The 24,331-nt window shown below is 61.7% G+C and carries 24 protein-coding genes and 1 riboswitch; of the genes, 8 read left to right on the forward strand and 16 right to left on the reverse strand.

Annotated features, from left to right (window positions below; genetic code table 11):
- Positions 1–4: 4 nt before the first annotated feature.
- The 5 genes from ACQRD3_RS06505 to ACQRD3_RS06525 all read right to left on the reverse strand — a co-directional run bounded on the left by ACQRD3_RS06505 (position 5) and on the right by ACQRD3_RS06525 (position 7,819).
- A complete protein-coding gene (locus ACQRD3_RS06505) occupies positions 5–634 on the reverse strand; it encodes a YdcF family protein (protein WP_080907864.1) in 630 nt (209 codons plus the stop codon).
- A complete protein-coding gene (gene abc-f, locus ACQRD3_RS06510; RefSeq protein ID WP_080907863.1) occupies positions 631–2,529 on the reverse strand; it encodes a ribosomal protection-like ABC-F family protein in 1,899 nt (632 codons plus the stop codon). Before abc-f ends, ACQRD3_RS06505 begins: the two co-directional genes overlap by 4 nt.
- Before the next feature lie 55 nt (positions 2,530–2,584).
- Entirely contained in the window at positions 2,585–3,976 is a 1,392-nt protein-coding gene (locus ACQRD3_RS06515) for a UDP-N-acetylmuramoyl-tripeptide--D-alanyl-D-alanine ligase (protein WP_080907862.1), read from the reverse strand.
- A gap of 16 nt (positions 3,977–3,992) precedes the next feature.
- On the reverse strand, positions 3,993–5,045 hold the full coding sequence (locus tag ACQRD3_RS06520) for a D-alanine--D-alanine ligase (RefSeq protein WP_080907861.1): 1,053 nt from the start codon (positions 5,043–5,045) through the stop codon (positions 3,993–3,995).
- Positions 5,046–5,293: 248 nt separating this feature from the next.
- The gene (locus ACQRD3_RS06525; protein ID WP_427780524.1) at positions 5,294–7,819 is read right to left on the reverse strand and encodes a cation-translocating P-type ATPase; all 2,526 of its coding nucleotides are present in this window, start codon (positions 7,817–7,819) and stop codon (positions 5,294–5,296) included.
- 114 nt (positions 7,820–7,933) lie between these two features.
- Positions 7,934–8,029: riboswitch (NiCo riboswitch) on the reverse strand.
- A 238-nt stretch (positions 8,030–8,267) separates the two neighbouring features.
- On the opposite strand from ACQRD3_RS06525, the gene ACQRD3_RS06530 reads away from it, so the two are divergent.
- From ACQRD3_RS06530 to ACQRD3_RS06540, 3 genes are all read left to right on the forward strand, one after another.
- On the forward strand, positions 8,268–9,545 hold the full coding sequence (locus ACQRD3_RS06530; protein ID WP_427780547.1) for an adenylosuccinate synthase: 1,278 nt from the start codon (positions 8,268–8,270) through the stop codon (positions 9,543–9,545).
- Between the two features lie 168 nt (positions 9,546–9,713).
- Positions 9,714–10,907 carry a coenzyme F420-0:L-glutamate ligase gene (locus ACQRD3_RS06535; RefSeq protein ID WP_080907858.1) on the forward strand — a complete coding sequence of 398 codons (1,194 nt, stop codon included), beginning with the start codon at positions 9,714–9,716 and terminating at the stop codon, positions 10,905–10,907.
- A 7-nt stretch (positions 10,908–10,914) separates the two neighbouring features.
- Complete coding sequence (locus ACQRD3_RS06540) at positions 10,915–12,147, forward strand: class I SAM-dependent rRNA methyltransferase (RefSeq protein ID WP_427780526.1); 1,233 nt, start codon at positions 10,915–10,917, stop codon at positions 12,145–12,147.
- A 63-nt stretch (positions 12,148–12,210) separates the two neighbouring features.
- Here the strand turns inward: ACQRD3_RS06540 and ACQRD3_RS06545 are convergent, their stop codons facing one another.
- The 5 genes from ACQRD3_RS06545 to brnQ all read right to left on the reverse strand — a co-directional run bounded on the left by ACQRD3_RS06545 (position 12,211) and on the right by brnQ (position 15,167).
- Positions 12,211–12,696, reverse strand: coding sequence for a heme-binding protein (locus ACQRD3_RS06545; protein WP_080907856.1), 486 nt, complete (start codon positions 12,694–12,696; stop codon positions 12,211–12,213).
- Between the two features lie 135 nt (positions 12,697–12,831).
- Complete coding sequence (locus ACQRD3_RS06550) at positions 12,832–13,008, reverse strand: hypothetical protein (protein WP_427780528.1); 177 nt, start codon at positions 13,006–13,008, stop codon at positions 12,832–12,834.
- A 7-nt stretch (positions 13,009–13,015) separates the two neighbouring features.
- Positions 13,016–13,441: a hypothetical protein gene (locus tag ACQRD3_RS06555; protein WP_080907855.1), complete on the reverse strand. Its 426-nt coding sequence runs from the start codon at positions 13,439–13,441 to the stop codon at positions 13,016–13,018.
- A gap of 138 nt (positions 13,442–13,579) precedes the next feature.
- Positions 13,580–13,858: a GNAT family N-acetyltransferase gene (locus ACQRD3_RS06560; protein WP_080907854.1), complete on the reverse strand. Its 279-nt coding sequence runs from the start codon at positions 13,856–13,858 to the stop codon at positions 13,580–13,582.
- A 40-nt stretch (positions 13,859–13,898) separates the two neighbouring features.
- On the reverse strand, positions 13,899–15,167 hold the full coding sequence (gene brnQ / locus ACQRD3_RS06565) for a branched-chain amino acid transport system II carrier protein (protein ID WP_427780531.1): 1,269 nt from the start codon (positions 15,165–15,167) through the stop codon (positions 13,899–13,901).
- Positions 15,168–15,351: 184 nt separating this feature from the next.
- Here brnQ and ACQRD3_RS06570 point away from each other — a divergent pair, with 184 nt between their 5' ends.
- Entirely contained in the window at positions 15,352–16,098 is a 747-nt protein-coding gene (locus tag ACQRD3_RS06570; protein WP_080907852.1) for a 3-oxoacyl-ACP reductase family protein, read from the forward strand.
- A gap of 71 nt (positions 16,099–16,169) precedes the next feature.
- Here the strand turns inward: ACQRD3_RS06570 and ACQRD3_RS06575 are convergent, their stop codons facing one another.
- A complete protein-coding gene (locus ACQRD3_RS06575) occupies positions 16,170–16,946 on the reverse strand; it encodes a type III pantothenate kinase (RefSeq protein WP_080907851.1) in 777 nt (258 codons plus the stop codon).
- Positions 16,947–16,957: 11 nt separating this feature from the next.
- Complete coding sequence (locus tag ACQRD3_RS06580) at positions 16,958–17,428, reverse strand: metallophosphoesterase (RefSeq protein ID WP_427780533.1); 471 nt, start codon at positions 17,426–17,428, stop codon at positions 16,958–16,960.
- A gap of 69 nt (positions 17,429–17,497) precedes the next feature.
- On the opposite strand from ACQRD3_RS06580, the gene ACQRD3_RS06585 reads away from it, so the two are divergent.
- Genes ACQRD3_RS06585 through ACQRD3_RS06595 form a run of 3 tightly spaced genes read left to right on the forward strand, consistent with a single transcriptional unit; the run spans position 17,498 to position 18,509 of the window.
- Positions 17,498–17,776: a hypothetical protein gene (locus ACQRD3_RS06585; protein ID WP_080907849.1), complete on the forward strand. Its 279-nt coding sequence runs from the start codon at positions 17,498–17,500 to the stop codon at positions 17,774–17,776.
- A gap of 30 nt (positions 17,777–17,806) precedes the next feature.
- Entirely contained in the window at positions 17,807–18,283 is a 477-nt protein-coding gene (locus ACQRD3_RS06590; RefSeq protein WP_427780535.1) for a hypothetical protein, read from the forward strand.
- Positions 18,276–18,509 carry a hypothetical protein gene (locus ACQRD3_RS06595; protein WP_080907847.1) on the forward strand — a complete coding sequence of 78 codons (234 nt, stop codon included), beginning with the start codon at positions 18,276–18,278 and terminating at the stop codon, positions 18,507–18,509. Before ACQRD3_RS06590 ends, ACQRD3_RS06595 begins: the two co-directional genes overlap by 8 nt.
- 5 nt (positions 18,510–18,514) lie before the next feature.
- Here the strand turns inward: ACQRD3_RS06595 and ACQRD3_RS06600 are convergent, their stop codons facing one another.
- The 4 genes from ACQRD3_RS06600 to trpS all read right to left on the reverse strand — a co-directional run bounded on the left by ACQRD3_RS06600 (position 18,515) and on the right by trpS (position 22,608).
- Positions 18,515–19,264, reverse strand: a complete 750-nt coding sequence (locus tag ACQRD3_RS06600; protein ID WP_427780537.1) for a hypothetical protein — start codon at positions 19,262–19,264, stop codon at positions 18,515–18,517.
- Between the two features lie 47 nt (positions 19,265–19,311).
- A complete protein-coding gene (gene wecB / locus ACQRD3_RS06605; protein WP_080906115.1) occupies positions 19,312–20,463 on the reverse strand; it encodes a non-hydrolyzing UDP-N-acetylglucosamine 2-epimerase in 1,152 nt (383 codons plus the stop codon).
- On the reverse strand, positions 20,460–21,533 hold the full coding sequence (locus tag ACQRD3_RS06610; RefSeq protein ID WP_080906114.1) for an MraY family glycosyltransferase: 1,074 nt from the start codon (positions 21,531–21,533) through the stop codon (positions 20,460–20,462). Before ACQRD3_RS06610 ends, wecB begins: the two co-directional genes overlap by 4 nt.
- A gap of 76 nt (positions 21,534–21,609) precedes the next feature.
- A complete protein-coding gene (gene trpS / locus ACQRD3_RS06615) occupies positions 21,610–22,608 on the reverse strand; it encodes a tryptophan--tRNA ligase (RefSeq protein ID WP_427780539.1) in 999 nt (332 codons plus the stop codon).
- A gap of 135 nt (positions 22,609–22,743) precedes the next feature.
- Between trpS and gltX the strand changes: the two genes are divergently transcribed.
- Complete coding sequence (gltX, locus tag ACQRD3_RS06620) at positions 22,744–24,228, forward strand: glutamate--tRNA ligase (RefSeq protein ID WP_427780541.1); 1,485 nt, start codon at positions 22,744–22,746, stop codon at positions 24,226–24,228.
- The last annotated feature ends 103 nt before the right edge of the window (positions 24,229–24,331 follow it).

Below are 24,331 nucleotides of genomic sequence, written 5' to 3' on the forward strand. Positions count from 1 at the left end.
CCTTTTATCGGTCAAAAACGAAAGATTTCACCAGGGCCAGCGGCTCCCGGAAGAACATCTGCACGGCGGAGGGCTTGTGGGACACAGGCGCCGCCAGTGTGCCCGCCAGAGTCCCGCCTCCGGCGCGCTCCCACAGCATCTCGATCCGCTGTAAATGAAATCCACTGGACACCGCCGCCACGGTGCCGTCCGTGGAATACCCCTTGCCGGCCAACAGGTCCAGGGTGTAGTTCACGTTCTGCCAGGTGTTGCGGGAGGCATCCTCCATCAAGATCGTCTCCCCGTCCACTCCGTGGGCGGTGAGGTAGTCGTACATACACTGGGCCTCGGACTGGCGCTCGTCGTCTCCCTTGCCTCCGGTGACCACCACAGTGACGCCCGGGTGGCCGTCCAGATACTCCAATGCCGTATCAAGCCGATCCCGCAGCAGCACGGACGGCCCCCACGATTCCACCTTGCAGCCGAAGATCACCAGGATCTCCGGCGTTTTGCTCATCCGTGTCCTGCCGTGAACAACGATACCGGTCTCCACAGCGGCAAAAAAGAGGATCGCCGCAGCCAGCAGAAGCAGCAGCGCGCCGCGCAGGCCGCGGTGCCTGCCGGAATAGCCGCTCCGGCCGTCCCACATTTTCATCCCCTCGCCTCCTCCAGCTCGGCGGCCAATGCTTCCCATCGGGTGTAGAGGTGGGCGATCTCCTCCTCCAGCGCCTTCTGCTCCTCGCAGACCTTTTGCAGCTCCAGATAGTTGGAGGCGACCTCCTCGGCCCGCTGGGCCAGCTCGTACTGCCGCTCTTCGGCCCGGGCCACCGCCCGCTCGGCGGCGTTGACCTGCTTCTCCAGCTCCTTGGTCCCGCCGCTGCGCCGGGGCTTTTCCTTTTTGGGCTCCTCCCTCGCCGGAGGCGGCGTGCCCTTGGCAAAGGCCTTCTGGCGGTCCTTCCAGGCCAGATATTCCTGATAGGTCCCCCGAAAATCGCTGATCTTCTGATTTTCCAGCATCCATACCCGCCCGGCAAACTGGTTGATAAAATACCGGTCATGGGAGACAAAGAGCAGATTCCCCTCGTACCGGGACACCGCCCCCTCGATCCAGTCCCGGCTGTCCACATCCAGGTGGTTGGTGGGCTCGTCCAAAATCAACAGGTTGATCTGCTGGGACATGAGCATGCACAGCTTCAGGCGGCTGCGCTCCCCGCCGGAGAGGGTGGACACCTCTTTCAAGACGTCCTCTCCCCGAAAGTTGAAGGCGGCCAGCCTGTCCCGGGCTTCCTGGGGCGTGCAGTTGAGCTCCCAGAGAAGAGTGTCCACCAAATTGCGCTCCGGGTGGTCGAAGGTCACCATCTGGGGCAGATAGCCCACCCGCACCGTGGGGCCGAAGCGGAGCTTCCCCTCGGTGGGCTCCAGCTCCCCCAGCAGGAGCTTGACGAAGGTGGACTTGCCCGTGCCGTTGTCCCCCAGCAGGGCGATACGCTCTCCCCCCGTCACCTCCAGATCGACCCCCGAAAAGAGGGTGCGCCCGTCGAAGGCCATCCCCAGGTCCTTGGTCACCAGCACCTCATCCCCCCGGAACTCCCGCTCCCCAAAGCCCACGGAGAGCTTGCGCTCCTTGGTCGGCCGGTCGGTGGTCTGGAGCCGGCCGATGCGTTTTTCCATGGAGAAGGCCCGCTTGTAGAGCTTGTCGTTGCCCAGGAAGGCCCACAGGCGCAGCTTTTCGGCGGCGGCCTGGAGCTGCTCCACCTTGGCCTGTTCCTTTTCGTACTGCTTCAGCTTCTCCTGGAAGCGGCGCTCCTTCTCCTCCACATAAAAGCTGTAATTGCCGGAATAAAATTCCGCCCTGCCGTCCTGGATCTCCACACACCGGGTGACCACCCGGTCCAGGAACCACCGGTCGTGGGAGATGGCCAGGACCGTTCCCTTGTAGTGGGAGAGATAGTCCTCCAGCCATTCGGTGGCATGGAGGTCCAGGTGGTTGGTGGGCTCGTCCAGCAGCAGGATCTCGGTGTCCCGGAGGATGAGGCGGGCCAGGTTGACCCGGGTCTTTTCCCCGCCGGAAAGCGCGCTGAACATTTGCCGACGCATGGCCGGAGAGAGTTCCAGGCCGTTGCAGACCTTGTTGAGATTGATCTCCCGGTCGTACCCGCCCCCGGACTCGAAGGCGGCGCTCAGGGCATCGTAACGCCTCAGGGCCGCTGCGTCGGCGTGCTCCATATCCTCGGCCAGCCGGGTCAATTCTTCTTCCATCGCCCGCAGATGGTCGAAGGCGGTGCCCAGCACGTCCTCCACCGTATACTCCGGCGGATAGACGGGGATCTGGGAAATCAGCCCCACCCCCTTGCCGGGGGCGACGCGGGCCTCGCCCTCGTCGGGCTCCAGTTCCCCCGTCAGGATCCGGAAGAGGGTGGTCTTTCCGGCGCCGTTGCGGCCCAGCAAGCCCACCCGCTCTCCCTGGTCCACCTGAAAGGTGAGCCCATCCAGTATTTTCTTACCGACCTCAAACTCCTTGCTGAGGCCGGAGACAGATATGTCGATCATAGTGTCCTCTCGATGACGCGAAACGTGAAAAGTCCCTGCCCGGAGAAACCCCTTTTCACTGCTCTTTTGTGATTTCCTTCAAATAGCCGGTGATGCTCTCAAAAGCCATCCCTCTCGACGCCTTGACCAGCACGGTGGTGCCGGGGCGCAGCAGTCCCGCCAGGACGGGGAGAGCCTCCTCCTTGGTGGCGCAGTAGTGACACTCGGGCACATCCGAGGCCGCCGCGGCGTCATAGATGCCCCGGGCCAGCTCTCCCACCGCCACCAGGCAGTCCACATGGCTGCGGCCCAGGAATTCGCCCACGCCGGCGTGGAGCGCCGAGGCCAAAGGCCCCAGCTCGAACATGTCCCCCAGCACCGCCACCTTGTAATCCCCGGTATAGCCGTCCAGCACCTCGATGGCCGCCCGCATGGACTGGGGGTTGGCGTTGTAGGCGTCGTCCAGAATGGTGATGTTTTCCCCCCGGTTCAAAATGTTCATCCGCATCTTGGTGGGGGCGAAATTCCGCACTCCGGCGGCGATCTCCTCCAGGGTCATGCCGAAGCGCTCTCCCACGGCGGCGGCCATGAGGGTGGGATAGATCATATGCTCCCCCAGGGCGGGGATATCCATTCGGCAGAATCCCCTGGGGGTGTCCACCCGGCAGCTCACCTGGCTCCGCCAGTCGCTCTCCAAATCGCTGGCCCGGTAGTTCAGCCCCGCCCCCGATCCACAGAACACCGCGTCCCCCGGGGTCTTGCCCCGGAGAGTGGCCAGCAGGGGGTCATCGCCGTTGAGCACGGCACAGGCCCCCTGCTTGGCGTGGTGGAAGATCTCGCACTTGGCCTCGAAGATCTTCTCCCGGCTGCCGAAGTTTTCGATATGGGAGTCTCCGATATTGGTGATGAGCACCACGTCGGGCTGGGCGATGCCGGAGAGATAGTCCAGCTCTCCGGCATGGTTCATCCCCAGCTCCAGCACTGCAATCTGGTGCTTTTTCTCCAGCCGCAGCAGGGTCAGGGGCAGGCCGATGTCGTTATTCTTGTTTCCCTCGGTCTTGAGGACCTGAAACTTCTCGCTGAGAACGGCGGCCACCATGTCTTTGGTGGTGGTCTTTCCCACGCTGCCGGTGATGGCCACCACGGGGATGTCGAACCGCGCCTTGTACCACACCGCCAGGTCCCGGAGGGCCCGGTGGGTGGAGTCCACTTTGATATAAAATTTGCCGGGCAGATAGCTCTCCCGCTCCCGCTGAGTCAGGCAGCCCGCGGCCCCCGCCTCCAGGGCGGCGTTGATATAGGCGTGGCCGTCGAACCGCTCCCCGTTGAGGGGCAGAAAGAGGGCGCCGGGGCTGATGGTCCGGCTGTCGGTCTCCACCCGGGTAACGGCGGCCTCCAGATCAGAAAAATCCCCCAGCAGGCGGCCGTGGACCGCCTCCAGAATTTCCCGAATGGTCAGAGCTTCCATGGGTGAACGGCCTCCTTCAGGGTTTTCGCCGCTGGCGCAGCGAAGAGTCGATGATGCGCTGACAGAGCGTGGGGTAATCGATCCCAACCGCCGCCGCCTCCTGGGGCATGAGGCTGGTGGGCGTCATGCCCGGAAGAGTGTTGATCTCCAGGAACCAGAACGTCCCCTCGCCGTCCAGGATGAAGTCGGCCCGGGAGTAGACCGTCAGGCCCAGCGCCTCGTACACCGCTTCGGCCCGGCGGGCCACGTCTGCGGCCTGCTCCGGGGTGATGGGGGCGGGGCAGACTTCCTCTGCCGCGCCGGGCTGATATTTGTTCTCATAATCGTAGAAGCCCGTTTTGGGGATGATCTCGATGGCAGGCAGAGCCTTTCCGTCCAGTACGCCCACCTGGATCTCCCGGCCGGAGACATACCGCTCCAGCACGCACCGGCCGCCGAAGCGCAGGCCGTCGGTGAGGGCTTCGTGGAGTTCCTTCCTGTCGTGGGCAATGGACACACCGATGGAGGAGCCGGAGTCCACCGGCTTGACCACACAGGGCACCGGTGTCTTGCTGGTGAGCCGGTCCACGTCCTTTTCGGTGTACTCAGCGCAGCTCCACGCGGGAGTGTCCACCCGCTCGGCCACCAGGCGCTTGGTCATGTCCTTATCCATGGCGATGGCGCTGCCCAGGTAGCCCGAGCCGGTATAGGGAATATCCAGCAGGTCGAAGGCGGCCTGGATCCGGCCGTCCTCCCCGCACTGGCCGTGGAGGGCCAGGAACACGATGTCCGCGCCCTGGCACAGCTCCAGCACTCCGGGGCCGAAGTCGCCCTTCCCTTCCCAGCGGCGGCTGGCCCGCACCGCGGAGAGATCAGGGGCGGTCCGGTCCACCTGCCGCCAGCTTTCCGGAACCGGAGCGGCGTAGAGTTCCTCCCCGGTCAGCCCGGGATAATCCTCCAGCCCGAAGAACAGATCCACCAGGGCCGCCTGATGGCCCAAGCTCCGAAGGGCCTCCGCGATCTTGGTCCCGGAGGAGCGGGACACGTTGCGTTCCGGCGACAGGCCGCCGGCCAATACGACGATTTTCAAGGGACAGACCTCCCAAATTTAGCTGCAATCTATCAACATCTCTATGCCCGGCGGTCTTTTCACAGCACTCAGCCGCCGGTTTTTCGCTTTTTTCCCGGGATGACGGGAAGCAAAACGCTCCTTTTCTCCCGAAAAGCGCACAGCTTGACGATATATTGTAGCACAATCATTCGGGAATGACAAGGTTTGCCGGGAAAGGAACCCCCAATCCACGGCAATTTTGTTCCAATTTCTTCCCTCGGGCCGACTCAGGACCGCCGGACACACATCCGGATGATCTTGACCAGCTCATACCAGAGTACGGACCCGGCTGCCAGTGCCAGCGCAGTGAGCGCCTGCCCGCCGGTGAGGGGGGAAAGCTTCAGATAGACCGACAGGGGCGTATAGAGGATCAGGCCCAGCAGCGCCAGCGTCCCCAGGTTGACGGCCCACATGACCCCGTCCTTCGCCAGCCGGGCGATGGAGCGCACGGCGAGATCCCGGTCTGAGCTGTTGACCTGTAGTACCAGAAACAGATTGGCCAGCATGATGACGGCCAGCCCCACGGCCCGGGCCGTGGGAGCGTTGTCCGCCTTCCCCGCCAGGGTGATAAAGTACGCTCCAAAGGAGGCCGCAAACACCGTCAGACCCTGGAGCACGCTCTTGCCCAGCAGCCCCGCCGTAAGCAGCTTCTCCTGCGGATTCCTGGGGCGGCGGGCCATAATGTCCCGCTCGGCAGGCTGACGCTCCAGGACGATGGAGCAGGTGGGGTCGATGAGCACCTCCAGCAGCACCACATGGAGGGGCAGAAGAAAGAGCGCGGTGGGGGCAATGCCAAGGAAGGGTGCCAGCAGAGAGGACAGGGCGATGGGGATGTGGATGGTGAACACATAGCCCACCGCCTTGCGGATGTTGTCGTAGATCCGCCGCCCGTCCCGGACGGTCTCCACAATGGTGGTGAAGTTGTCATCCATCAGAATGAGATCGGCGGCCTCCCGGGAAACCTCGCTGCCACGCTTGCCCATGGCGATGCCGATGTCCGCGTATTTGAGGGCGGGCGCGTCGTTGACGCCGTCGCCGGTCATGGCCACAATCTCTCCGTTCTCCTTGAACGCCTTCACAATGCGCATCTTGTGCTCCGGGATCACCCGGGAGAAGATGGAGACGGTCTGAACCGCTTTTCGCAGCTCCTCGTCGGTCATCGCCTCCAATGCCTCGCCGGTGATCATGTGGCCGCTGCCGGGGATGCCGATTTTCTTTGCAATGGCGGACGCGGTGACGCCGTTGTCGCCGGTGATCATGACCACCCGGATCCCCGCCCGGTTACAGACGGCGATGTCGTCCTTCACGCTCTCCCGGGGTGGATCGGCAAGGCCCACCAGCCCCAGCAGCGTCAGGCGGCAGTCGGTGAGGGCGGCCGGGATGGCCGCCTCACTTTCAGGCCGGGCGGCGGCGACGGCAATGACCCGCAGGCCTCCGGAGGACAGGGCGTTGACCTGTGTCTCGGCGGCGGCGCGTTCCGCGTCCGTCAGCTCACAGATGGTCAAAATGCGCTCGGGACTGCCCTTGGCGGCAATCACCAGTCCATCGCCCTTCCGCCAGACGTGGCCCATCATTTTCAGCTCATTGGTGAAGGCGTATTCTGTCACAAACTTGTTTTCAAACAGGCTTTCCCGGGTGATCCCGTGTTCTTCACAGCAGCGGAGCATAGCTTTTTCCATGGGGTCGTAGGCCTCGGTCTCGCAGCCCAGGCCCATGGTCTCCACCAGATCCCGTTCTGTGCCGGACGCCGTCCAGAGCTCCTGCACCGTCATCTGGTTCATTGTGATGGTACCCGTCTTATCCACACAGAGCACCGAGACCGCCCCCAGCGTCTCCACGCTGGGCAGCCGGCGCACCAGAGAGTTCTTCCGGGCCAGACGCCAGGCCCCCATGGACAGGAACACGGTCAAAATCACCGGGAATTCCTCCGGGATCATGGCCATGTCCAATGTCACGCCGGAGAGCACGCTCTCAATCAGCCGGTCGGCAAACCGATGGTCGGGAAGGTTCCTCCAGGTAAAGGCCCCCACCAGGACAAACAGCACCCCGGCAATGACCGCGCAGGTCCGGACCAGCTTCCCCGTCTGCCTTTGCAGAGGGGTGTCCTCCCGAGGAGCCGAGGCCACCCCAAGGCCGATCTTGCCGTACTCGGTGGCCGCGCCGATCCGGTCTACCTCCACCAGCGCCGTCCCCTGGGTCACCAGGGTCCCGGCGTAGCAATAATCCCTGCGCCAGTAATCCTTCTGTTCTTGGACAGTATCCGCGGGCACCTTCCACACTCCCTCGGCCTCGCCGGTGAGGGAGGACTCATCCACGCACAGATCGGCACAGCGCAGCACCACGCCGTCCGCCGGGACTTTGATCCCCTCACAGATCATCATGAGATCCCCCGGCACCAAGTCGGCGCTGGCGATCTCCTGCTCCGTTCCATCCCGGAGAACCGTAACACGGGGGGCCGACAGGTCCTTGAGGGCATTGAGGGTCTGGTCGGTCTTCCATTCCTGGACCACGTCGATGGTGATGATGCCCACCACGAAAACGAGCATGATGGCCCCGTCCCTCGGCTCCCCGAGGACAAAATAAATGGCAGCGGCAAGAAGGAGCAAAAGGAACATGGGCTCACGGAGAACATGAAGAATTTTTTTCAAAAAATTCTCCTTCTTCTGAGGCGTCAGTTCATTTTTCCCGTACTGCTGCTGCCGCTGTCTGGCTTCGGCCGTGGTGAGGCCGGTTCGCTGGGTGGTTTCCGTCATAAAAGAATCCTCCGTTTCCTGCCGCAGATGGCGGCAGTGTCTTGATTTCTCCTATGGCACTCCAGTGAGGGTTCACCGCTCCGCAAGGGTAAAAAAGACACCTGCGGAACATACCACTGTCCCGCAGGTGCCTCAAACACACTCTGCTGCCGCTCGCTGGGCGGCCCGGCCCCACGCCCTTCCGGGCATCGCCTGCTCAGTTTGTACTGGTGATCTCGCATCCCGCTTTGGGAATGTAATGCAGTGCAAAGAGATTACCCCATATTATATGTGCCGCCGGGAAAACTGTCAACACATTTTAAACGGGGAAGCCGTCCCCCGCGCAAAAAATTCTTGCGTCCCAACGCAGATTGAACTATAATAATGATATATAAAATCATTCGTTATAGCGTCCCGGAAAAGGCAAACCCGCCTCGGGTTGCGAATCCCGGACATGGAGGTAACGAAAATGGTGAAAGCGATCGTGGGCGCCAACTGGGGCGACGAGGGAAAGGGTAAGATCACCGATCTGCTGGCGGAGAAGTCCGACGTAGTCATCCGCTTTCAGGGCGGGGCCAACGCGGGACATACCATCATCTGCGATTACGGCAGATTTGCCCTGCACCAGCTCCCCTCCGGCGTGTTCTACCCCCACACCACCAACATCATCGGCACCGGTGTGGCACTGGACATCCCCAAATTCCTCTCCGAGCTCAAGCAGTTGGAGGACGGCGGCGTCCCCGTCCCCCATGTGATCGTGGACCGGCGGACCCAGGTGCTGATGCCCTATCACGTCCTGCAGGACACCTATGAGGAGGAGCGGCTGGCCGGCAAGGCGTTCGGCTCCACCAAATCGGGCATCGCCCCCTTCTACTCGGACAAGTATGCCAAGATCGGCATCCAGATCGCCGACCTCTTTGACGAAGCCCGGCTCATGGAGCGGCTGGAGCATGTGTGTGAGCTGAAAAATGTGCTGTGGGTCCACCTCTACCGCAAGGATCCTCTGGAGCCCAAGGCCATCTTCGATCAGCTCATGGGCTATCGGGAGTCCATCGCCCCCTTTGTGGGCGACACCGTCACCTTTGTCCACCAGGCTCTCAAGGCAGGCAAGACCGTCCTGCTGGAGGGTCAACTGGGCTCTATGAAGGACCCGGATCTGGGCATCTATCCCTTCACCACCTCCTCCCACACTCTGGCCGGCTTCGGCTGCGTGGGCGGCGGCGTGCCTCCCACGGCCTTCCAGGACGTGGTATGCGTGTCCAAGGCCTACTCCTCCTCTGTGGGCGCGGGCGCTTTTGTCTCCGAGCTGTTCGGCCCTGAGGCCGACGAGCTGCGTCGCCGGGGCGGCGACAAGGGCGAGTTCGGCGCCACCACCGGCCGTCCCCGCCGGGTGGGCTGGTACGACGCCGTGGCCAGCCGTTACGGCGCGATGGTTCAGGGCGCCACCGAGATCGCCCTCACCGCCATCGACTGCCTGGGCTACCTGGATGAGATCAAGGTCTGTGTGGGCTATGAGGTGGACGGCCAGATCCTCCGGGACTTCCCCGTCTCCGCTCAGCTGGACCGGGCCAAGCCGGTATATACCACTCTCCCCGGCTGGAAGAGCGATGTTCGGGGCGTCACCGAGTTCGGCAAGCTGCCCCGGGAGGCCCAGGACTATGTGAAGTTCCTCGAAAAGGAGCTGGAGGTTCCCATCAAGATCGTCTCCACCGGCCCCAAGCGCCACGAGATCATCGACCTGCACTGATCCATCCCCCGCGCCGCCGCAACGTGATTGCGGCGGCGCGGTTTTTTCACAAATATTCGTGCGGCCCATCCTTTTTATTTACATTTTCCCCTCTCTCCTTTATAATAATGAAGCATATGCGTACAGACGAGTTCCGTCTGATAAACCAACCATAAGGAAGTGCGTTTCATGAACCGGACCATCGGAACCGTATCCCGGGGTGTCCGCGCCCCCATTATCCGCGAGGGAGACGACCTCGCCGCCATCGTCACCCAGTCCGTCCTGGATGCCGCCCGGGAGGGCGGCTACGAGCTTCGCGACCGGGATATCGTCGCCATGACCGAGGCCATCGTAGCCCGGGCTCAGGGCAACTATGCCACCGTGGACGACATTGCCGCCGACGTCCGCGCCAAGCTGGGCGGCGGCACCGTGGGCGTGCTCTTTCCCATCCTGAGCCGCAACCGCTTTGCCGTGTGCCTCAAGGGCATTGCCAAGGGCTGCGGGAAGGTGGTTCTGGTCCTGTCCTATCCCTCCGACGAGGTTGGCAACCACCTCATCTCCCTGGACGATCTGGATGCCAAGGGCGTGAACCCATACACCGACGTACTCACCTTGGAGCGCTACCGCGCCCTGTTCGGCTATGAGAAGCACCCTTTCACCGGCGTGGACTATGTGGAATACTACGAAAATCTGATCCGGGAGAGCGGGGCCGAGGTGGAAATCCTTTTCGCCAACGACCCCCGGGCCGTCCTCCCCTACACCAAGGATGTGCTCACCTGCGACATCCACTCCCGCGCCCGCTCCAAGCGGCTACTGAAGGCCGCCGGGGCCGAGCGCGTCCTGGGTCTGGACGACATTCTCACCGCGCCGGTGAACGGCAGCGGCTGCAATGAGTCTTACGGACTGCTGGGCTCCAACAAGGCCACCGAGGAGAAGGTAAAACTCTTCCCCCGGAACCCCAAGGCCCTGGTGGAGAAGATCCAGTCCCGGTTCCTGGAGGAGACCGGGAAGCATGTGGAGGTCATGGTCTACGGCGACGGAGCCTTCAAGGACCCGGTGGGCAAGATCTGGGAGCTGGCAGACCCGGTGGTCTCCCCCGCCTACACCGCCGGGCTGGAGGGCACCCCCAACGAACTCAAGCTCAAGTATCTGGCCGACAACGACTTTGCCGACCTCTCCGGAGCCGACCTCCGGGACGCCATTTCCGGGGCCATCCGCAAGAAGGACGGGGACCTGAAGGGCCAGATGGCCTCCGAGGGCACCACCCCACGCCGCCTCACCGACCTCATCGGTTCCCTGTGCGACCTGACCTCCGGTTCCGGCGACAAAGGAACCCCCATCGTCCACATCCAGGGCTACTTCGACAACTACACCACGGAGTGAGACAAAGATGAAGCAACAGCGGAACTACCCCATTGTCACCATCACCAAGAAGGGCCAGCGCGCCCTGGAAAGCGGCCACCCCTGGGTCTACGAGGGCGAGGTTCTCTCCTGCCCCGCCGGCGCGGAAAACGGCTGCATCGTGGACGTGCTGGGAGAAAAGGGAAACTGGCTGGGCGCGGGGCTTTTGAGCCTTTGCTCCCTCATCCGGGTGCGGCTCCTCTCCCGCAACGCCAACGACGTCTTTGACGACGCCTTCTGGCTGCGCCGGTTCCGCTACGCCTGGGCCTACCGGAAGAGCGTGCTGCGCCCCGAAGAGCTGACCTGCTGCCGGGCAGTCTTTGGCGAGGCGGATTCTCTGCCGGGACTCACGGTGGACCGCTTTGGGGATGTGCTGGTGGTTCAGACCCTCTCCTTCGGCATGGAACAGCGCAAGGCCCGGCTCTTCCCCCTGCTGGTGCAGGCCCTCCGGGAAGACGGGCAAAAGATTCGCTGCCTCTACGAGCGCAACGATGAGACGCTCCGGGACAAGGAGGGTCTGGCCCAGGGCAAGGGCTTCTTCCCCCTCTCCGGGGAAGCGCTTCCCGCCGAAACCGTTACCCAGATCGTGGAAAACGGCGTCACCTACCGGGTGGACTTTGAAAACGGACAAAAGACCGGCTTTTTCCTGGACCAAAAGTACAACCGTCAGGCGGTGGCCCGGTTGGCCCGGGGCAAGCGGGTGCTGGACTGCTTCACCCACACCGGCTCCTTCGCTCTCAACGCCGCCTTGGGCGGCGCAGAGCACGTCACCGCCGTAGATGTGTCGGAAGCCGCGGTGGAAATGGCCCGTCAAAATTCCGTTCTCAACGGGCTGGACAGCCGGATGACCTGCATGGCTGCCGACGTCTTCGACCTGCTCCCCCGGCTGGCCGCGGAAAAATGCCGGGACTACGACTTCATCATCCTGGACCCGCCCGCCTTCACCAAGTCCCGCCGCACTGCCGATCAGGCGGCCCGTGGCTACAAGGAGATCAACTACCGGGCCATGAAGCTGCTCCCCCGGGGCGGCTACCTGGCCACCTGTTCCTGTTCCCACTTCATGGAGGATCACCGCTTTGTTGGTGTGGTGGCCGCCGCCGCCCGGGATGCCGGCGTACAGCTGCGGCAGATCGAGGCCCGGCAGCAGGCCCCCGACCACCCCATTCTCTGGGGTGTCCCCGAGACCGGCTATTTAAAATTCTATCTGTTTCAGGTGGTCTGACCAAAAACAGGGCACATCCCAATACAGTGGGATGTGCCCTGTTTCATCGAATTAGTATGACCTTTACTCCTCCACCGGAATGAGGATCGGCTCCTTGCCCAGGAACTCAGCCAGCGTCTGTGTCAGTCGCCGGTGGTCCTGAAGATGGGGCAGGCCGGAAATAGTGATGATCCCCCGGTATTCCCCCTTCACCACGATGGGGAAAGCTCCTCCCTTGAAGGCGTAGTGCTCCTCGTCGTTCTGCCAAACCTCCCGGGCTCCGAAAAGTTCCCGCTCCACGCCCGCCGTCAGGGAACAATGGTGGGTCCGGTTCACGGTGGCACATTTGCGGCCCATCCAGCCGTTATTGTCCTCACCGGTCCCGGGCAGGAATGCCTGGTAGACGATAAGGTCATCCAGAACGATCCGAATGGCGATGGGTTTGGACTCTGTCTGCCCGTCTCTCCAAAGGCGCTCCCCCAACGTGTGGGCATCCTCCAGATCGAATTTTTCAAACACAAATGTCCGCTCCGCCCGCTTCAGGGCCTCCAAGGTCTCTTTTGTGTACACATCGTTCGCTCCCTATTTTTTTAATTTGTCCGATGTTTTCTTTATCATAGCACAGTCAAACAGGGAGCGCAAGAACAATACAACAGCGGGGCAGAACACCGGTCCTCCCAGTTGTTCCCCCCGCTGCTTCCCTGTTCAAAATGCCTTGCGTGCCTCTTCCGCAGCCCGGACCATCTCTTCATAAGTGGCAGGCCGATGCTTCCGGCTGTTGATCTGCGCCTGGATAAAACCGGGAAGGCTGTTGAAATAGGCCTCCGCTCTGGGGTCGTCTCCCAGCGGCGCGTATTGATCGCTGTAAGTTTCCATCTTCATTTTTCCCTCATAAAAAAGGCTTGAGCTGCTCCACGCCCGCTTCCTCCGCGGAGAGCAGCCGCTGCGCCAGATCCTTGGCCGGACCGCCGCCGTGGTAATCGTGGATGTGCTGTAAGGTCTTGCTGATACCCATGTTGTTTCCCTGGATGGTCATTTCCGCTATTTTAGAAGCGGAGTGATCCATCAGCAGCTTTCCTGCCGACAGCACCTCGGTGGATGCCCGGGCCACCGGACCCACACCGCCAGCCTCTTTCCCCCGTTCTTCCAGAAGCCGCCCTGCCTCCTGTTCCAAATTTTGATAGGTTCCCAGCTGCTCCCGCAGCGTCTTTTTCAGCTTCTCGTCCTCCACATAGTCCAGTACCGTCCTGATCCCCTCGCAGCCCATGTCGGCGGACTTGTAAATATATTGCAGAAGTTCTTCTTCCTCTTCCATGTGTTGATACACTCCTTTTTCTCCGGACAATTCCGCTCTCAGTATCCCCCGGCGGGCAATTCACTATGCCCCATGAAAAAATTGTTAAAAAATCCGACGCCCCGGTCAAACCGGAGACGTCGGATCTTCAAGAGCAACTCAGTCCCGTCCTAAAAGGAGATCCCCGTTCTCGGGGTGTTCGCCAAACCACCGGACGGCATAAGAACAGGTAGGCCTGATCTGCACGCCATCCGCGCGGAGCTGCTCCGTGGCGGCCCGCAGCAGCTGCCCGGCCACCCCCTGGCCCCGCAGGGAATCGTCTACAAAGGTGTGGTCGATGGTGGCAACACCGTCCATCGTGGGAAAGGTCACCTCGGCAATCAGCTTTCCGCTCTCGTCCAAGGCAAAGATCCGCTCTTTTTCATGTTGAAATTCCATGCGTATCACCTCAAAATAAATTAGAATTCTCTTTGGAGGGCTATTCGCCCCGGATCAGGGAAAGGACCACGCCCAGAACAAAGCCTGCCAGGGCAGGCAAAACCCACCCCAGGCCCATTTGGGTCAGAGGAATAGGCAGTTTCACCCCCAGCGCCCCCGCCACACTGGCCACGCCGGTAAAGAGGACGGTCATGGGGTAGGTCAGCCGCAGACTCCCCACCCAGCGGTGGGTCAGGCCCAGGACGATGAGCACAATGGCCACCGGGTAGATGGCCCCCAGCACGGGCACGGAGACCGAAAGGATGGCGTTGAGCCCCGCGATGGAAATAAGGAAGCTGGCCGCGGCAAAGACCACCGCCCAGGCCCGATAGTTCAGGCGGGGGAACTGGGTGGAAAAATACTCGCTGCAGCAGCTGATGAGGCCGGTGCAGGTGTTGAAACAGGCGATGACGAACACCGCGCCCAAGAGGAGATTGCCCGCCGGGCCAAACATCCAGGACACCAGCCGGGTGAGTACCTGCGCCCCGTTCTCCGCGCCCGGGAACGCCCCGCCGGACACCGCCCCCACATGGGTCAGCGCCGCATAAACCACCAGCAGCACCCCGCCGGCAATCCAGCCCGCCCGGATGGTCGCCCTCACCACCTGCCGGTCATCCGTCACCCCCCGCGCCCGGATGTTCAGGGCGATGATGATGCCGAAATTCAGTGCGGCGATGGTGTCCATGGTCTGGTAGCCGTCCAGAAAGCCCTGGATCCCCGGACGCTCCACAAAGCCCGCCGTCGCCGGGCCGTAACCTCCCGGGGCCTTCACCAGGCACCCCACCACCAGAACGAGGATGAGGGTCAGCAGGGCTGGGCCGGTGATCTTGCCCAGCTTGTCCGTGAGCTTGTCCGGCTTCAGCGCCACCGCCAGCGCGGCAGCGAAAAACACAAGAGAATACCCAGCCCGCACCCAAAGGGACGTCTCTCCCAGGAAGGGAGTGACCGCCATCTCAAATGAAGTGGTGGCAGTACGGGGAATGGCCAGACAGGGGCCGATGGAAAGATAGATCAGGAGGGTAAATGTCACCGCAAATTTGGGGTGGACCCGCCCGGCCAGCGGCGGGAGTCCGCCTGCCTGGGCCACCGCCACCACCCCCAACACCGGCAGGCCCACGGCGCTGATCGCCATTCCCACCAGTGCGATCCAGGCAGCTCCCCCCGCCTGAGCCCCCAGGTAGGGCGGAAAAATCAGGTTTCCCGCCCCGAAAAACATGGAAAAGAGCGTCACGCCCACCAACAGCTGGTCACGCCCGGAAAGTCGATTCATCTTCAAAAACGCCCCCATCGGCATAGTTTTGTTTGGACATTATGAATTATATCGTATTTGGAGGAAAAAGTCCATTGGACTTTCCAAGGTGGCCGATTTGGTTTTTGATTGCTTTTTCCCCAAAGAGTGTTATACTGTCTGTGTCCAGACACGTGATTCACATATGACAGGAGGAACGATCCCTATGCTGCTGAAAGATAAGATCGCCATTGTCACCGGAGGGACCCGGGGCATCGGCTACGCCATCGTCCGCGCCTATCTCCAGAACGGTGCCACCGTGATCCTGTGCGGCTCCCGGCCTGAAACCGCACAGGAGGCCGTGGACAAGCTGAAGGCGGAAAATCCCGCCTGGAATGTGGAGGGTATCAGTCCCAGGCTCACCGACTACTCCTCGGTAAAAGCCGCTTTCGACGCCGTGGCCGCCAAGTACGGCCGGATCGACATTCTGGCCAACAACGCGGGTGTCTCGGCCTCTGAGCCTTTCAGCTCCTACACCCCGGAGCTTTTCCAGAAAACCATGGACCTCAATGTGAACGCCGTATTCAACTGTACCCGGGCCGTGACGGACGGGATGAAAGCCCGGCACGGCGGCTGCATCATCAATACCAGCAGCATGGTCTCCATTACCGGGCAGCCCGCCGGTGTGGCCTATCCCACCAGCAAATTTGCCGTCAACGGCATGACCCTCTCTCTGGCCCGGGAACTGGGCCCAGACGGCATTCGGGTCAACGCCGTGGCTCCCGGCATCACCAACACCGATATGATGCGGGCCGTACCCAAGGAGCACATTGCCCCCATGGTGGCCAAGATCCCCCTGCGGCGCATCGGAGAGCCGGAGGATATCGCCAACGCCTTCGTGTTTCTGGCCAGCGACATGGCCAGCTACATCACCGGCGTGGTCCTCAGCGTGGACGGCCTGGCCCGCAGCTGAATATCTGCCTGAAACAATTAAAAAAGGATCTCTGTTCTTGGAAGAACAGAGATCCTTTTTTGCTCCACGCCTTATCGCGGGCCCTTTTCCCGCTGATATACCATCCGCAGGCCGTCCAGCACCAGATCCCTGTCCACCACCTGGATGAGCTCCGAATTGTCGGCCACCAGCCGGGCCAGGCCTCCGGTGGCGATCACCTTGCAGTCGGGAACGCCCAGTTCCTCCCTGGCCAGACGGACCAGATGCTCTGTGGCGCCTATGTAGCCCAGCACGATCCCCGCCTGGATGTGACCCACGGCCGTGGTGTTGAGCACCTTCTCCGGCCGTGCCAGTTCCACCCGGGGCAGCAGGGAGGCCCGACCGGTCAGGGCATCCGCCGAGACCCGCAGCCCGGCGGTGATGCATCCGCCCATGTACTCCCCTTTCGCATTGAGCGCGTCCAGAGTGGTGGCAGTGCCGAAGTCCAGCACAATGCAGGGGGCGTGATACTTTTCGATGGCCGCCACGCAGGCCACCGAGCGGTCGGGGCCCAGACGCTCATCACCCGACACGCCCATGGCGAGTCCGGGATCCACCCCGTCGTCGATGATCATCGGCCGCCTGCCGAAATACTTCATGACGGCATTGGTGAGGGTGTACATCACATGGGGCACCACCGAGGCGATGATGACGTCCTCCACCGCCTCCGGAGACAGGTCGAAGCGCCGGAAATACTCACAGGCAAACAGCCCGATCTCGTCAGAGGTGCGGTCCGGGTCGGTTTTCAGCCGAAAGGTCCCCAAAAGCTCCGCTCCTTCATAGATGCCGAAACAGATGTTGGTGTTGCCCACGTCGATTGCCAGTAACATAGGATTCCCCCTCATTTGATTTCTGCCGTCCGGCAGTTGATGCTTCCGTCTTTCAGCTCAATGAGCCCATAAGTCGCCTTGGGAAACCCGCTGATGGTGCCGGGATTCATCACCCACAGATTCCCGTCCAGATAGCACAGCGGCTGGTGCGTGTGTCCAAACACTACCGCGTCCACGCCCCGGACCCGGGCCTCCTCGGCCACCAGAGAGACGCCCAGCTTCACCCGGTAGGTGTGGCCGTGAAGCATCCAGATCCTCTTTCCGCCCACCAGAAGTTCCTTCTCCTCGGGAAAACCGTCTCCGTAGCCGTCACAGTTGCCTCGCACCTGCTCCAGCACAAGACCGGGATAAAACTCCCGAAGCCTCTGGCCGTCCCATACTACATCACCCAGATGGAGCACCTGGTCGGGCTGTTCCCGCTCCACTGCCTGACGCAGATCCTCCAAATTTCCGTGGGAATCGGAGCAGACCAAAAGTTTCATCCTGTCACCTTCTTTTTCCCGGCACATATACTAAAGAGAAAACGACTATAAATAGTGGAGGGAAGCAGTATGAATCCAAAGAACCCCAACCTGGACGCCCTGACGAAAGATCCCCAGGCCGCACAGCTTCTCGGCAATCCCAGCGCCCTCAAATCCCTGCTTTCGGCCCCTGAGACCCAAAAGCTGATGAATCTGCTCAACCAGCAGGCGGGAAACGGGCTCCAGACGGCCGCACAGGCCGCCGCACAGGGCAAGCCAGACGCCCTCATCGGCATTCTCAACCAGGTCATGAAGAGCACGGAGGGTGCGGAGACCATCGAAGGTCTGAAGAAAAAAACGCAAAAATAACCGTTTGCCCGCCGGAGAGGAGGAGAGGTCATGGCGGATCTGCAAGAACAGCTGCAGGCCATTCTGGGAAACCCGGAGGCCATGGGGCAGATCACTGCCATAGCAAAAGCCCTCACCGGCGGAGGATCGCAGCCTCAGGCCGATCCTGCCACGGAAACACCCGGACCGGTGCAGGATGTGGATTACATCCCGGTGGAGGACGAAACGCCTCCGCCTCCCGGATCCCCGGGCGGCGGAGAGGTCCCGGATCTGTCCGCCCTTCTGTCCCTCTTGGGCGGGGGGAATGCACCCCAGATCGATCCCAAGCTCATCCGAATCGCTCTGCGAGTCTACTCCGAATACAGCGCCCAGGACGATGAAAAGGTTGCCCTTCTAAACTCCCTCAAGCCCTTCCTGCGGGAAGAGCGGCGGGAAAAGCTGGAAAAGGCCGCCGGGATCGCCCGGCTCTCCCGGGTGGTGCGGGTGGCCCTCCAACTGCTGCGAGAGGAGGGCAGTGAAGATGTATAATCCTTATCTGAGCCACACAGAGCCCGCCCCCCCGCAGCCGCCGCAGGCTTCTGAGAAAGAAAAGGCGGAGAAAAAGGGGCTGTCTGGGCTTCTGAAAAGCCTGAAACTGGACGATCTGGACACGGGAGATGTGCTCATCCTTCTCATCCTCCTGTTCCTCTTTCTGGATGACCGGGAGGACAATCTGGAACTGCTCATCACTCTGGGACTGATGCTCCTGCTGTGACGGACCTATCCCCCGCCCACAGTGTGGAGCACGGTGCCGTCCGGAAGGGCAAAGGACGCGGAGGCCGAAACAGGGATCTCCGGCACAGTGGCCGTCATGGACCAGACCACCTCGCCCCCGCTCTCGGTCTCAGCGGCCACCAGCAGCCCGTTGTCGGCGGAGACCCAATAGCGCTCCACCTGGGCCGGCTCTGCCACCTCCACACTTACAAAGACGCAGTCCATGCCGTTTTTTTCCTCATATCCCGCGGCAGTGATACTCTCCGGCTCCAGGTCAAGCACGTCCTCATAGGTGGGAATACGCTGCCCTTCCACGTCGGCAGAGCCTCCGTCTGCGCTCCAGACGCGGGCCTCCCGATCCCCGTCATACCAGCGCCAGACCTTGCCGTCTCCAACGATGGTGTGAGCTCCCCGCCCGGCAGGCAGAGTGAGATCGGTCCGGGTCCAGCCCCCGTCCACCCAGACCCGGGCACTGACGGAGATCCCCGCCAGAGTGGTGGTAACGGTGCGGGAATAGCTCTCCAGGCGGCTCAGGGCAGCGATCACACTCTGGACGGTAGTGGGGGTAACCTCCACCCGCACGCCCCCGCCCTGCCCCATCTCCCCCGTCTGGCCCTGTCCGGTGGGCTGCGGCGTGGGCAGGACGATCTCCGGGGTGGGCCCGTAGAAAAGCGGCAGGCCAAAGCTGGCGAACACCGCAATGGCGATGACCACCGCGATGAGGATCACCAAAAAATTCCGATTGCGGCGCTCCAATACCCGGCCCCTCCTCCCTGATACGGACTTCCCGCCGGGAAGTCTGTTTATCGTACTGCAAACGGCTCCGGCGGGTTTTCCCTGAGTCCGAACCGATACTCCACGGCGTCGGCGATCCGCCGGCAGGCGTGCCCGTCGCCGTAGGGATTCACCGCGTGGGCCATCCGCTCATAGGCCGCAGGAGATTCGATCAGCTCCGCGGCCAGCTCAAACACGTTGGCCTCCTCGGTCCCCGCCAGACGGGCGGTGCCGGCGGCCACGGCCTCGGGCCGCTCGGTCTCCCGGCGGAGCACCAGAACCGGTTTGCCCAGCGCCGGGGCCTCCTCCTGCAGCCCGCCGGAGTCGGTCATGACGAACCGGCAGCGAGCCATCAGGTTGTGCATCTCCTCCACGTCCAAGGGGTCGATGAGGTGGATGCGCTCGTGTCCGGCGAGATACTTCCCCGCCGCCTCCCGAACCACAGGAGACAGGTGCACCGGGTAGACCAGCTCCACCTGGGGATACGCCTCCGCCACGCGGCGCAGCGCGGTCATGATGTTGTCCATGGGCTGACCGTAGTTCTCCCGCCGGTGGCAGGTGACCAGAATGACCGTCCGCCCGACGTAATCCAGGCGGTTCAAAAGCTCGGTCGTGAACCGGAAATCCGGCCGTACGGTGGTGGACATGGCGTCGATGACCGTGTTCCCGGTGAGGAACACGCCCTTGGTGATCCCCTCCCGCTCCAGATTGGCCCGGTTGGCGGGGGTGGGACAGAAGTGAAGGTCGGCCAGATCCCCCACCATCGTGCGGTTCATCTCCTCCGGGAAGGGAGAGTATTTGTCATAGGTCCGCAGTCCGGCCTCCACATGGCCCACGCTGATCTGGCTGTAAAAGGCGGCCAGCGCGGCAGAGAAGGTGGTGGAAGTGTCCCCGTGGACCAGCACCAGGTCGGGCCGGGCCTCCTGAAAGACCCGCTCCAGCCCCAGCAGGCACTTGGTGGTGATAGTGGACAGGGTCTGGCGGGGCTCCATGATATTCAGGTCGAACTGGGGCTTGATCTGAAAGATGTCCAGCACACTGTCCAGCATCTGGCGGTGCTGGGCCGTGACGCAGCAGAGGCTCTCCACCCCTGCACGTCCGGCCAGTTCCTTTACCAGCGGGGCCATTTTAATGGCCTCGGGCCGGGTCCCGAAAATGGACATCACTCGGATGGACTTCATTTCTCTTCCTCCTCCTGGCTCCGACGCCGGTCGTTGTTGCCATGAAACACACTGAGGGCCACAGCTCCGGCCGCGCAGAAGGCAAACAGCAGCAGCATGGCCTTCACCGCTCCGCTTGTGGTGAGCACCACGGCGCTCAGGCCCAGAATGGCCGTGATCACATAGAGCACAGCCACCGCCTGCTTTTGAGACAGGCCCATGTCAATGAGTCGGTGATGGACATGGCTGCGGTCGGCGTGCATGGGGCTCTGCCCGTGGGCGATGCGGCGGATAAAGGCAAAGCAGGTGTCAAAGATGGGCAGGCCGAAGAGCAGGAAGGGCACCACAAAGGAAATCAGAGTGTACATCTTGAACAGGCCCTGGACGGAAATCACCGCCAGAACATAGCCCAAAAAGGTGGAGCCGGTGTCCCCCATAAAGATCTTTGCCGGATTCATGTTGTAGGGCAGGAAGCCCAGGCACCCACCCGCCAGAGCCGCCACCATCATTGCCACATAGGGCTCCCCCACCAGCAGGGCGATGACCAGCAGGGTCAGGGAGCTGATGGAAGATACCCCGCAGGCAAGGCCGTCCAGACCGTCGATGAGGTTGACGGCGTTGGTCATGGCCACGATCCAGAGCACAGTCACCGGGATCGCCAGCCAGCCCAGATGCCAGTAGAGGTCGGCGGAAAAAACATTGGGGTTGGACAAGTCGGTGATGAGGTTTCCCGAAAAGACGGCAATGAGGGCCGCCACGATCTGAACCACCAGCTTCAGTTTGGCTCCCAGGGCGTAGATATCGTCAAAAATGCCCAGCACCACAATGACCACTCCGCCCAGCAGCATTCCGCGCAAGGGCGGCGTCATGGGCACAAAGATGAGGGCGCTGAGAAGAAATCCGAAAAAGATGGCCAGACCCCCCATCCGGGGAATGGGGTGGTCATGCATCCGGCGGCCGTCCTTTGGGACGTCCACCGCCCCCATCTTCACCGCCAGGTTCCGCACCACGGGGGTCATGATGAGGGCGATCAGAAACGCCACCCCCAGGGCCACGGCCACCCGGCCGATCAGTTCCATTGAAATAGGCATGAATACTGGCTCCTTTGCCGGCCTTTGCCGGTGGTTCTTTCTGTAATCAGTAAAGGGCGATTCTCCGCCCCCGCGTTCAGCGGGGCAGGAAGCCCAGCTTCTTGTGAACCTTGGAAAGCGTGCGCTCCGCCACAGCGGACGCCTTCTGGGCTCCCAGGCGGTAGAGCCGCTCCAGCTCCCCCTTGTCGGCCATGAGACGCTCAGTCTCCTCCCGGACGGGCCGCAGCAGCTCCACCACGGCTTCCCCTACAGCGGGCTTGAAGTCGCCGTAGCCCTTGCCTTCAAAGCGGCGCTCCACCTCTTCCACGCTCTCCCCGGTGGCCGCGCAGTAGATGTCAATGAGGTTGGACACACCGGGCTTCTCGGGGGACTTGCGGACACAGGCGTCGGAGTCGGTGACCGCCCGCTTGAACTTGCGCATAATAGCGTCGGGCGAGTCCATGACCAGCACATAGGAATTCTCATTTTCTGCCGACTTGGACATCTTCTTGGTGGGCTCAGTCAGGCTCATGACACGGGCGCCCACCTTGGGGATAGCTGCTTCAGGCAGCGTAAACACGTCTCCGTAGATGCCGTTGAACCGCTGGGCGATGTCACGGGTGAGCTCCACATGCTGCCGCTGATCTTCACCCACGGGGACGATGTCGGTCTGATAGAGCAGGATATCGGCGGCCATGAGGGTGGGATAGGTGAACAGTCCGGCGTTGACATTATCGGCATGGCTGGCGGACTTCTCCTTGAATTGGATCATCCGGGACAGCTCCCCGAACATGGTGTAGCAGTTGAGGGCCCAGCCCAGCTCCGCGTGGGCGGGGACATGGGACTGGATAAAGAGGATGCTCTTCTCGGGATTAATCCCTGTGGCGATGAGCTGGGCAAAGAGCTCCATGGCGTGGTGACGCAGGGCGGTGGGATCCTGGCGGACGGTGATGGCGTGCTCATCCACCACGCAGTAGACGCAGTCATACTCATCCTGATAGGACGGCCAGTTCCGGAGTGCCCCCATATAGTTACCCAGGGTGATATTGCCGCTGGGCTGAATGCCGCTGAAACTGACTTTTCGCGTTTTATTCATCTGAAAACACTCCTTTTTCCGGGACACTTTCGGCCCCAATGATTCCGAAGTATCATACCATATTTCCCAACGCTTGACAAGTTCAACTCCCACCGATAAAATAGAGGTTACTGTAAAAAGTTTGGAGGAATTGTTATGGATTTGGCCTGGTTCGAGGAAATGGAGCGGAAGATCCCCAGGGGAAAGGTCCGCACCCGTTTTGCCCCCTCGCCCACCGGCTATATGCATGTGGGCAATTTACGCACTGCCCTGTATACCTGGCTCATCGCCCGCCACAGCGGCGGCACCTTTATCCTGCGCATCGAAGACACCGATCAGGGCCGCCTGGTGGAAGGGGCCGTGGACGTGATCTACAAGACTCTCCGGGAGTGCGGCCTGGACTGGGACGAGGGCCCCGACGTAGGCGGGCCCGTGGGACCCTATATCCAGACCCATCGCAAGGACTTGTACGGCAAGTATGCCCGTCTTCTGGTGGAAAAGGGCGGTGCCTACTACTGCTTCTGTGAAAAAACGGAGTCCGAAGCATCCAGCGGAGACTTTACCCATACAGACGATCCCTGCCGCACGCTGAGCCTGGAGGATGCCCTGACCAAAGTGGCCGCCGGCGTGCCCTATGTCATTCGGCAGAAGATCCCCCACGGCGGACAGACCACCTTCCACGATGCTGTGTTCGGCTCCATCACCGTGGACAACGACACCCTGGACGACAACGTGCTGATTAAGTCCGACGGTCTGCCCACCTACAATTTTGCCAACGTCATCGACGACCACCTCATGGGCATCACTCACGTAGTCCGGGGCAGCGAGTACCTTTCCTCGGCCCCCAAGTATAATCTTCTCTATGAAGCCTTCGGCTGGGAGGTCCCTGAATATATCCACTGCTCTCCCGTCATGCGGGATGCCCACAACAAGATGTCCAAACGCCACGGAGATCCCTCCTATGAAGATCTGCTGGCCCAGGGCTATTTGTCTCAAGCTGTGGTAAACTACGTCTCCTTGCTGGGCTGGGCTCCCAAAGGTGAGCACGCGGAGCAGGAGTTTTTCACTCTCTCCGAGCTCTCCCAAGTCTTTGAGGTCGCCGGTATCTCCAAATCCCCAGCCATCTTCGACCGGGAAAAGCTCAATTATTTCAACGCACATTATCTGCGCAGCCTCTCGCCCGAGGAGTTCTTTTCCGCGGCCGAGAGCTACCTTAAGGACGCTGTCCACGCCCCCCAGGTGGATCTCAAGCTGGTGGCGCCCCTGGTTCAGGGCCGGTGTGACACTCTGCTGGACATTGCACCTCAGGTGGACTTTTTTGACGCGCTCCCCGAATACGGCAACGAGCTATACTGCCATAAAAAGATGAAGACCGATGAGGCCAACTCTCTGGAGGCGCTGAACCGGGTCCTCCCGGTGCTGGAGTCTCTGCCGGAGTGGACTTATGACGCCATCCACAGCGCGCTGGTGGATCTGGCTGCCTCTCTGGAACTCAAGAACGGCCGGATCATGTGGCCGGTGCGCACGGCTCTTTCCGGCAAGCCGGTCACCCCCGGCGGTGCGGTGGAGCTGTGTCAGATCCTGGGCCGGGAGGAAAGCCTGGCCCGCATTCGCAAAGGTATTTCCCAGCTGGGAGGCTGAGCAAACGGGGCAGGCCCAAACTTGAAGTTTGGGCCTGCCCCGTTCTTTTCCATCGTTGTCGATACAGCACATAAAAAAACAGACAGGCTATAAACCTGTCTGT

The sequence above is a fragment of the Candidatus Pseudoscillospira sp. SGI.172 genome (assembly GCF_050313575.1).
GTDB lineage: Bacteria > Bacillota > Clostridia > Oscillospirales > Oscillospiraceae > Vermiculatibacterium.

What these genes read in the sequence shown, in the direction of transcription:
- ACQRD3_RS06505 (WP_080907864.1), bottom strand. Translation starts at nt 634, where the DNA reads ATGAAAATGTGGGACGGCCGGAGCGGCTATTCCGGCAGGCACCGCGGC.
- abc-f (WP_080907863.1), bottom strand. Translation starts at nt 2,529, where the DNA reads ATGATCGACATATCTGTCTCCGGCCTCAGCAAGGAGTTTGAGGTCGGT.
- ACQRD3_RS06515 (WP_080907862.1), bottom strand. Translation starts at nt 3,976, where the DNA reads ATGGAAGCTCTGACCATTCGGGAAATTCTGGAGGCGGTCCACGGCCGC.
- ACQRD3_RS06525 (WP_427780524.1), bottom strand. Translation starts at nt 7,819, where the DNA reads ATGACGGAAACCACCCAGCGAACCGGCCTCACCACGGCCGAAGCCAGA.
- ACQRD3_RS06530 (WP_427780547.1), top strand. Translation starts at nt 8,268, where the DNA reads ATGGTGAAAGCGATCGTGGGCGCCAACTGGGGCGACGAGGGAAAGGGT.
- ACQRD3_RS06535 (WP_080907858.1), top strand. Translation starts at nt 9,714, where the DNA reads ATGAACCGGACCATCGGAACCGTATCCCGGGGTGTCCGCGCCCCCATT.
- ACQRD3_RS06540 (WP_427780526.1), top strand. Translation starts at nt 10,915, where the DNA reads ATGAAGCAACAGCGGAACTACCCCATTGTCACCATCACCAAGAAGGGC.
- ACQRD3_RS06550 (WP_427780528.1), bottom strand. Translation starts at nt 13,008, where the DNA reads ATGAAGATGGAAACTTACAGCGATCAATACGCGCCGCTGGGAGACGAC.
- ACQRD3_RS06555 (WP_080907855.1), bottom strand. Translation starts at nt 13,441, where the DNA reads ATGGAAGAGGAAGAAGAACTTCTGCAATATATTTACAAGTCCGCCGAC.
- ACQRD3_RS06560 (WP_080907854.1), bottom strand. Translation starts at nt 13,858, where the DNA reads ATGGAATTTCAACATGAAAAAGAGCGGATCTTTGCCTTGGACGAGAGC.
- brnQ (WP_427780531.1), bottom strand. Translation starts at nt 15,167, where the DNA reads ATGAATCGACTTTCCGGGCGTGACCAGCTGTTGGTGGGCGTGACGCTC.
- ACQRD3_RS06570 (WP_080907852.1), top strand. Translation starts at nt 15,352, where the DNA reads ATGCTGCTGAAAGATAAGATCGCCATTGTCACCGGAGGGACCCGGGGC.
- ACQRD3_RS06575 (WP_080907851.1), bottom strand. Translation starts at nt 16,946, where the DNA reads ATGTTACTGGCAATCGACGTGGGCAACACCAACATCTGTTTCGGCATC.
- ACQRD3_RS06580 (WP_427780533.1), bottom strand. Translation starts at nt 17,428, where the DNA reads ATGAAACTTTTGGTCTGCTCCGATTCCCACGGAAATTTGGAGGATCTG.
- ACQRD3_RS06585 (WP_080907849.1), top strand. Translation starts at nt 17,498, where the DNA reads ATGAATCCAAAGAACCCCAACCTGGACGCCCTGACGAAAGATCCCCAG.
- ACQRD3_RS06590 (WP_427780535.1), top strand. Translation starts at nt 17,807, where the DNA reads ATGGCGGATCTGCAAGAACAGCTGCAGGCCATTCTGGGAAACCCGGAG.
- ACQRD3_RS06595 (WP_080907847.1), top strand. Translation starts at nt 18,276, where the DNA reads ATGTATAATCCTTATCTGAGCCACACAGAGCCCGCCCCCCCGCAGCCG.
- wecB (WP_080906115.1), bottom strand. Translation starts at nt 20,463, where the DNA reads ATGAAGTCCATCCGAGTGATGTCCATTTTCGGGACCCGGCCCGAGGCC.
- ACQRD3_RS06610 (WP_080906114.1), bottom strand. Translation starts at nt 21,533, where the DNA reads ATGCCTATTTCAATGGAACTGATCGGCCGGGTGGCCGTGGCCCTGGGG.
- trpS (WP_427780539.1), bottom strand. Translation starts at nt 22,608, where the DNA reads ATGAATAAAACGCGAAAAGTCAGTTTCAGCGGCATTCAGCCCAGCGGC.
- gltX (WP_427780541.1), top strand. Translation starts at nt 22,744, where the DNA reads ATGGATTTGGCCTGGTTCGAGGAAATGGAGCGGAAGATCCCCAGGGGA.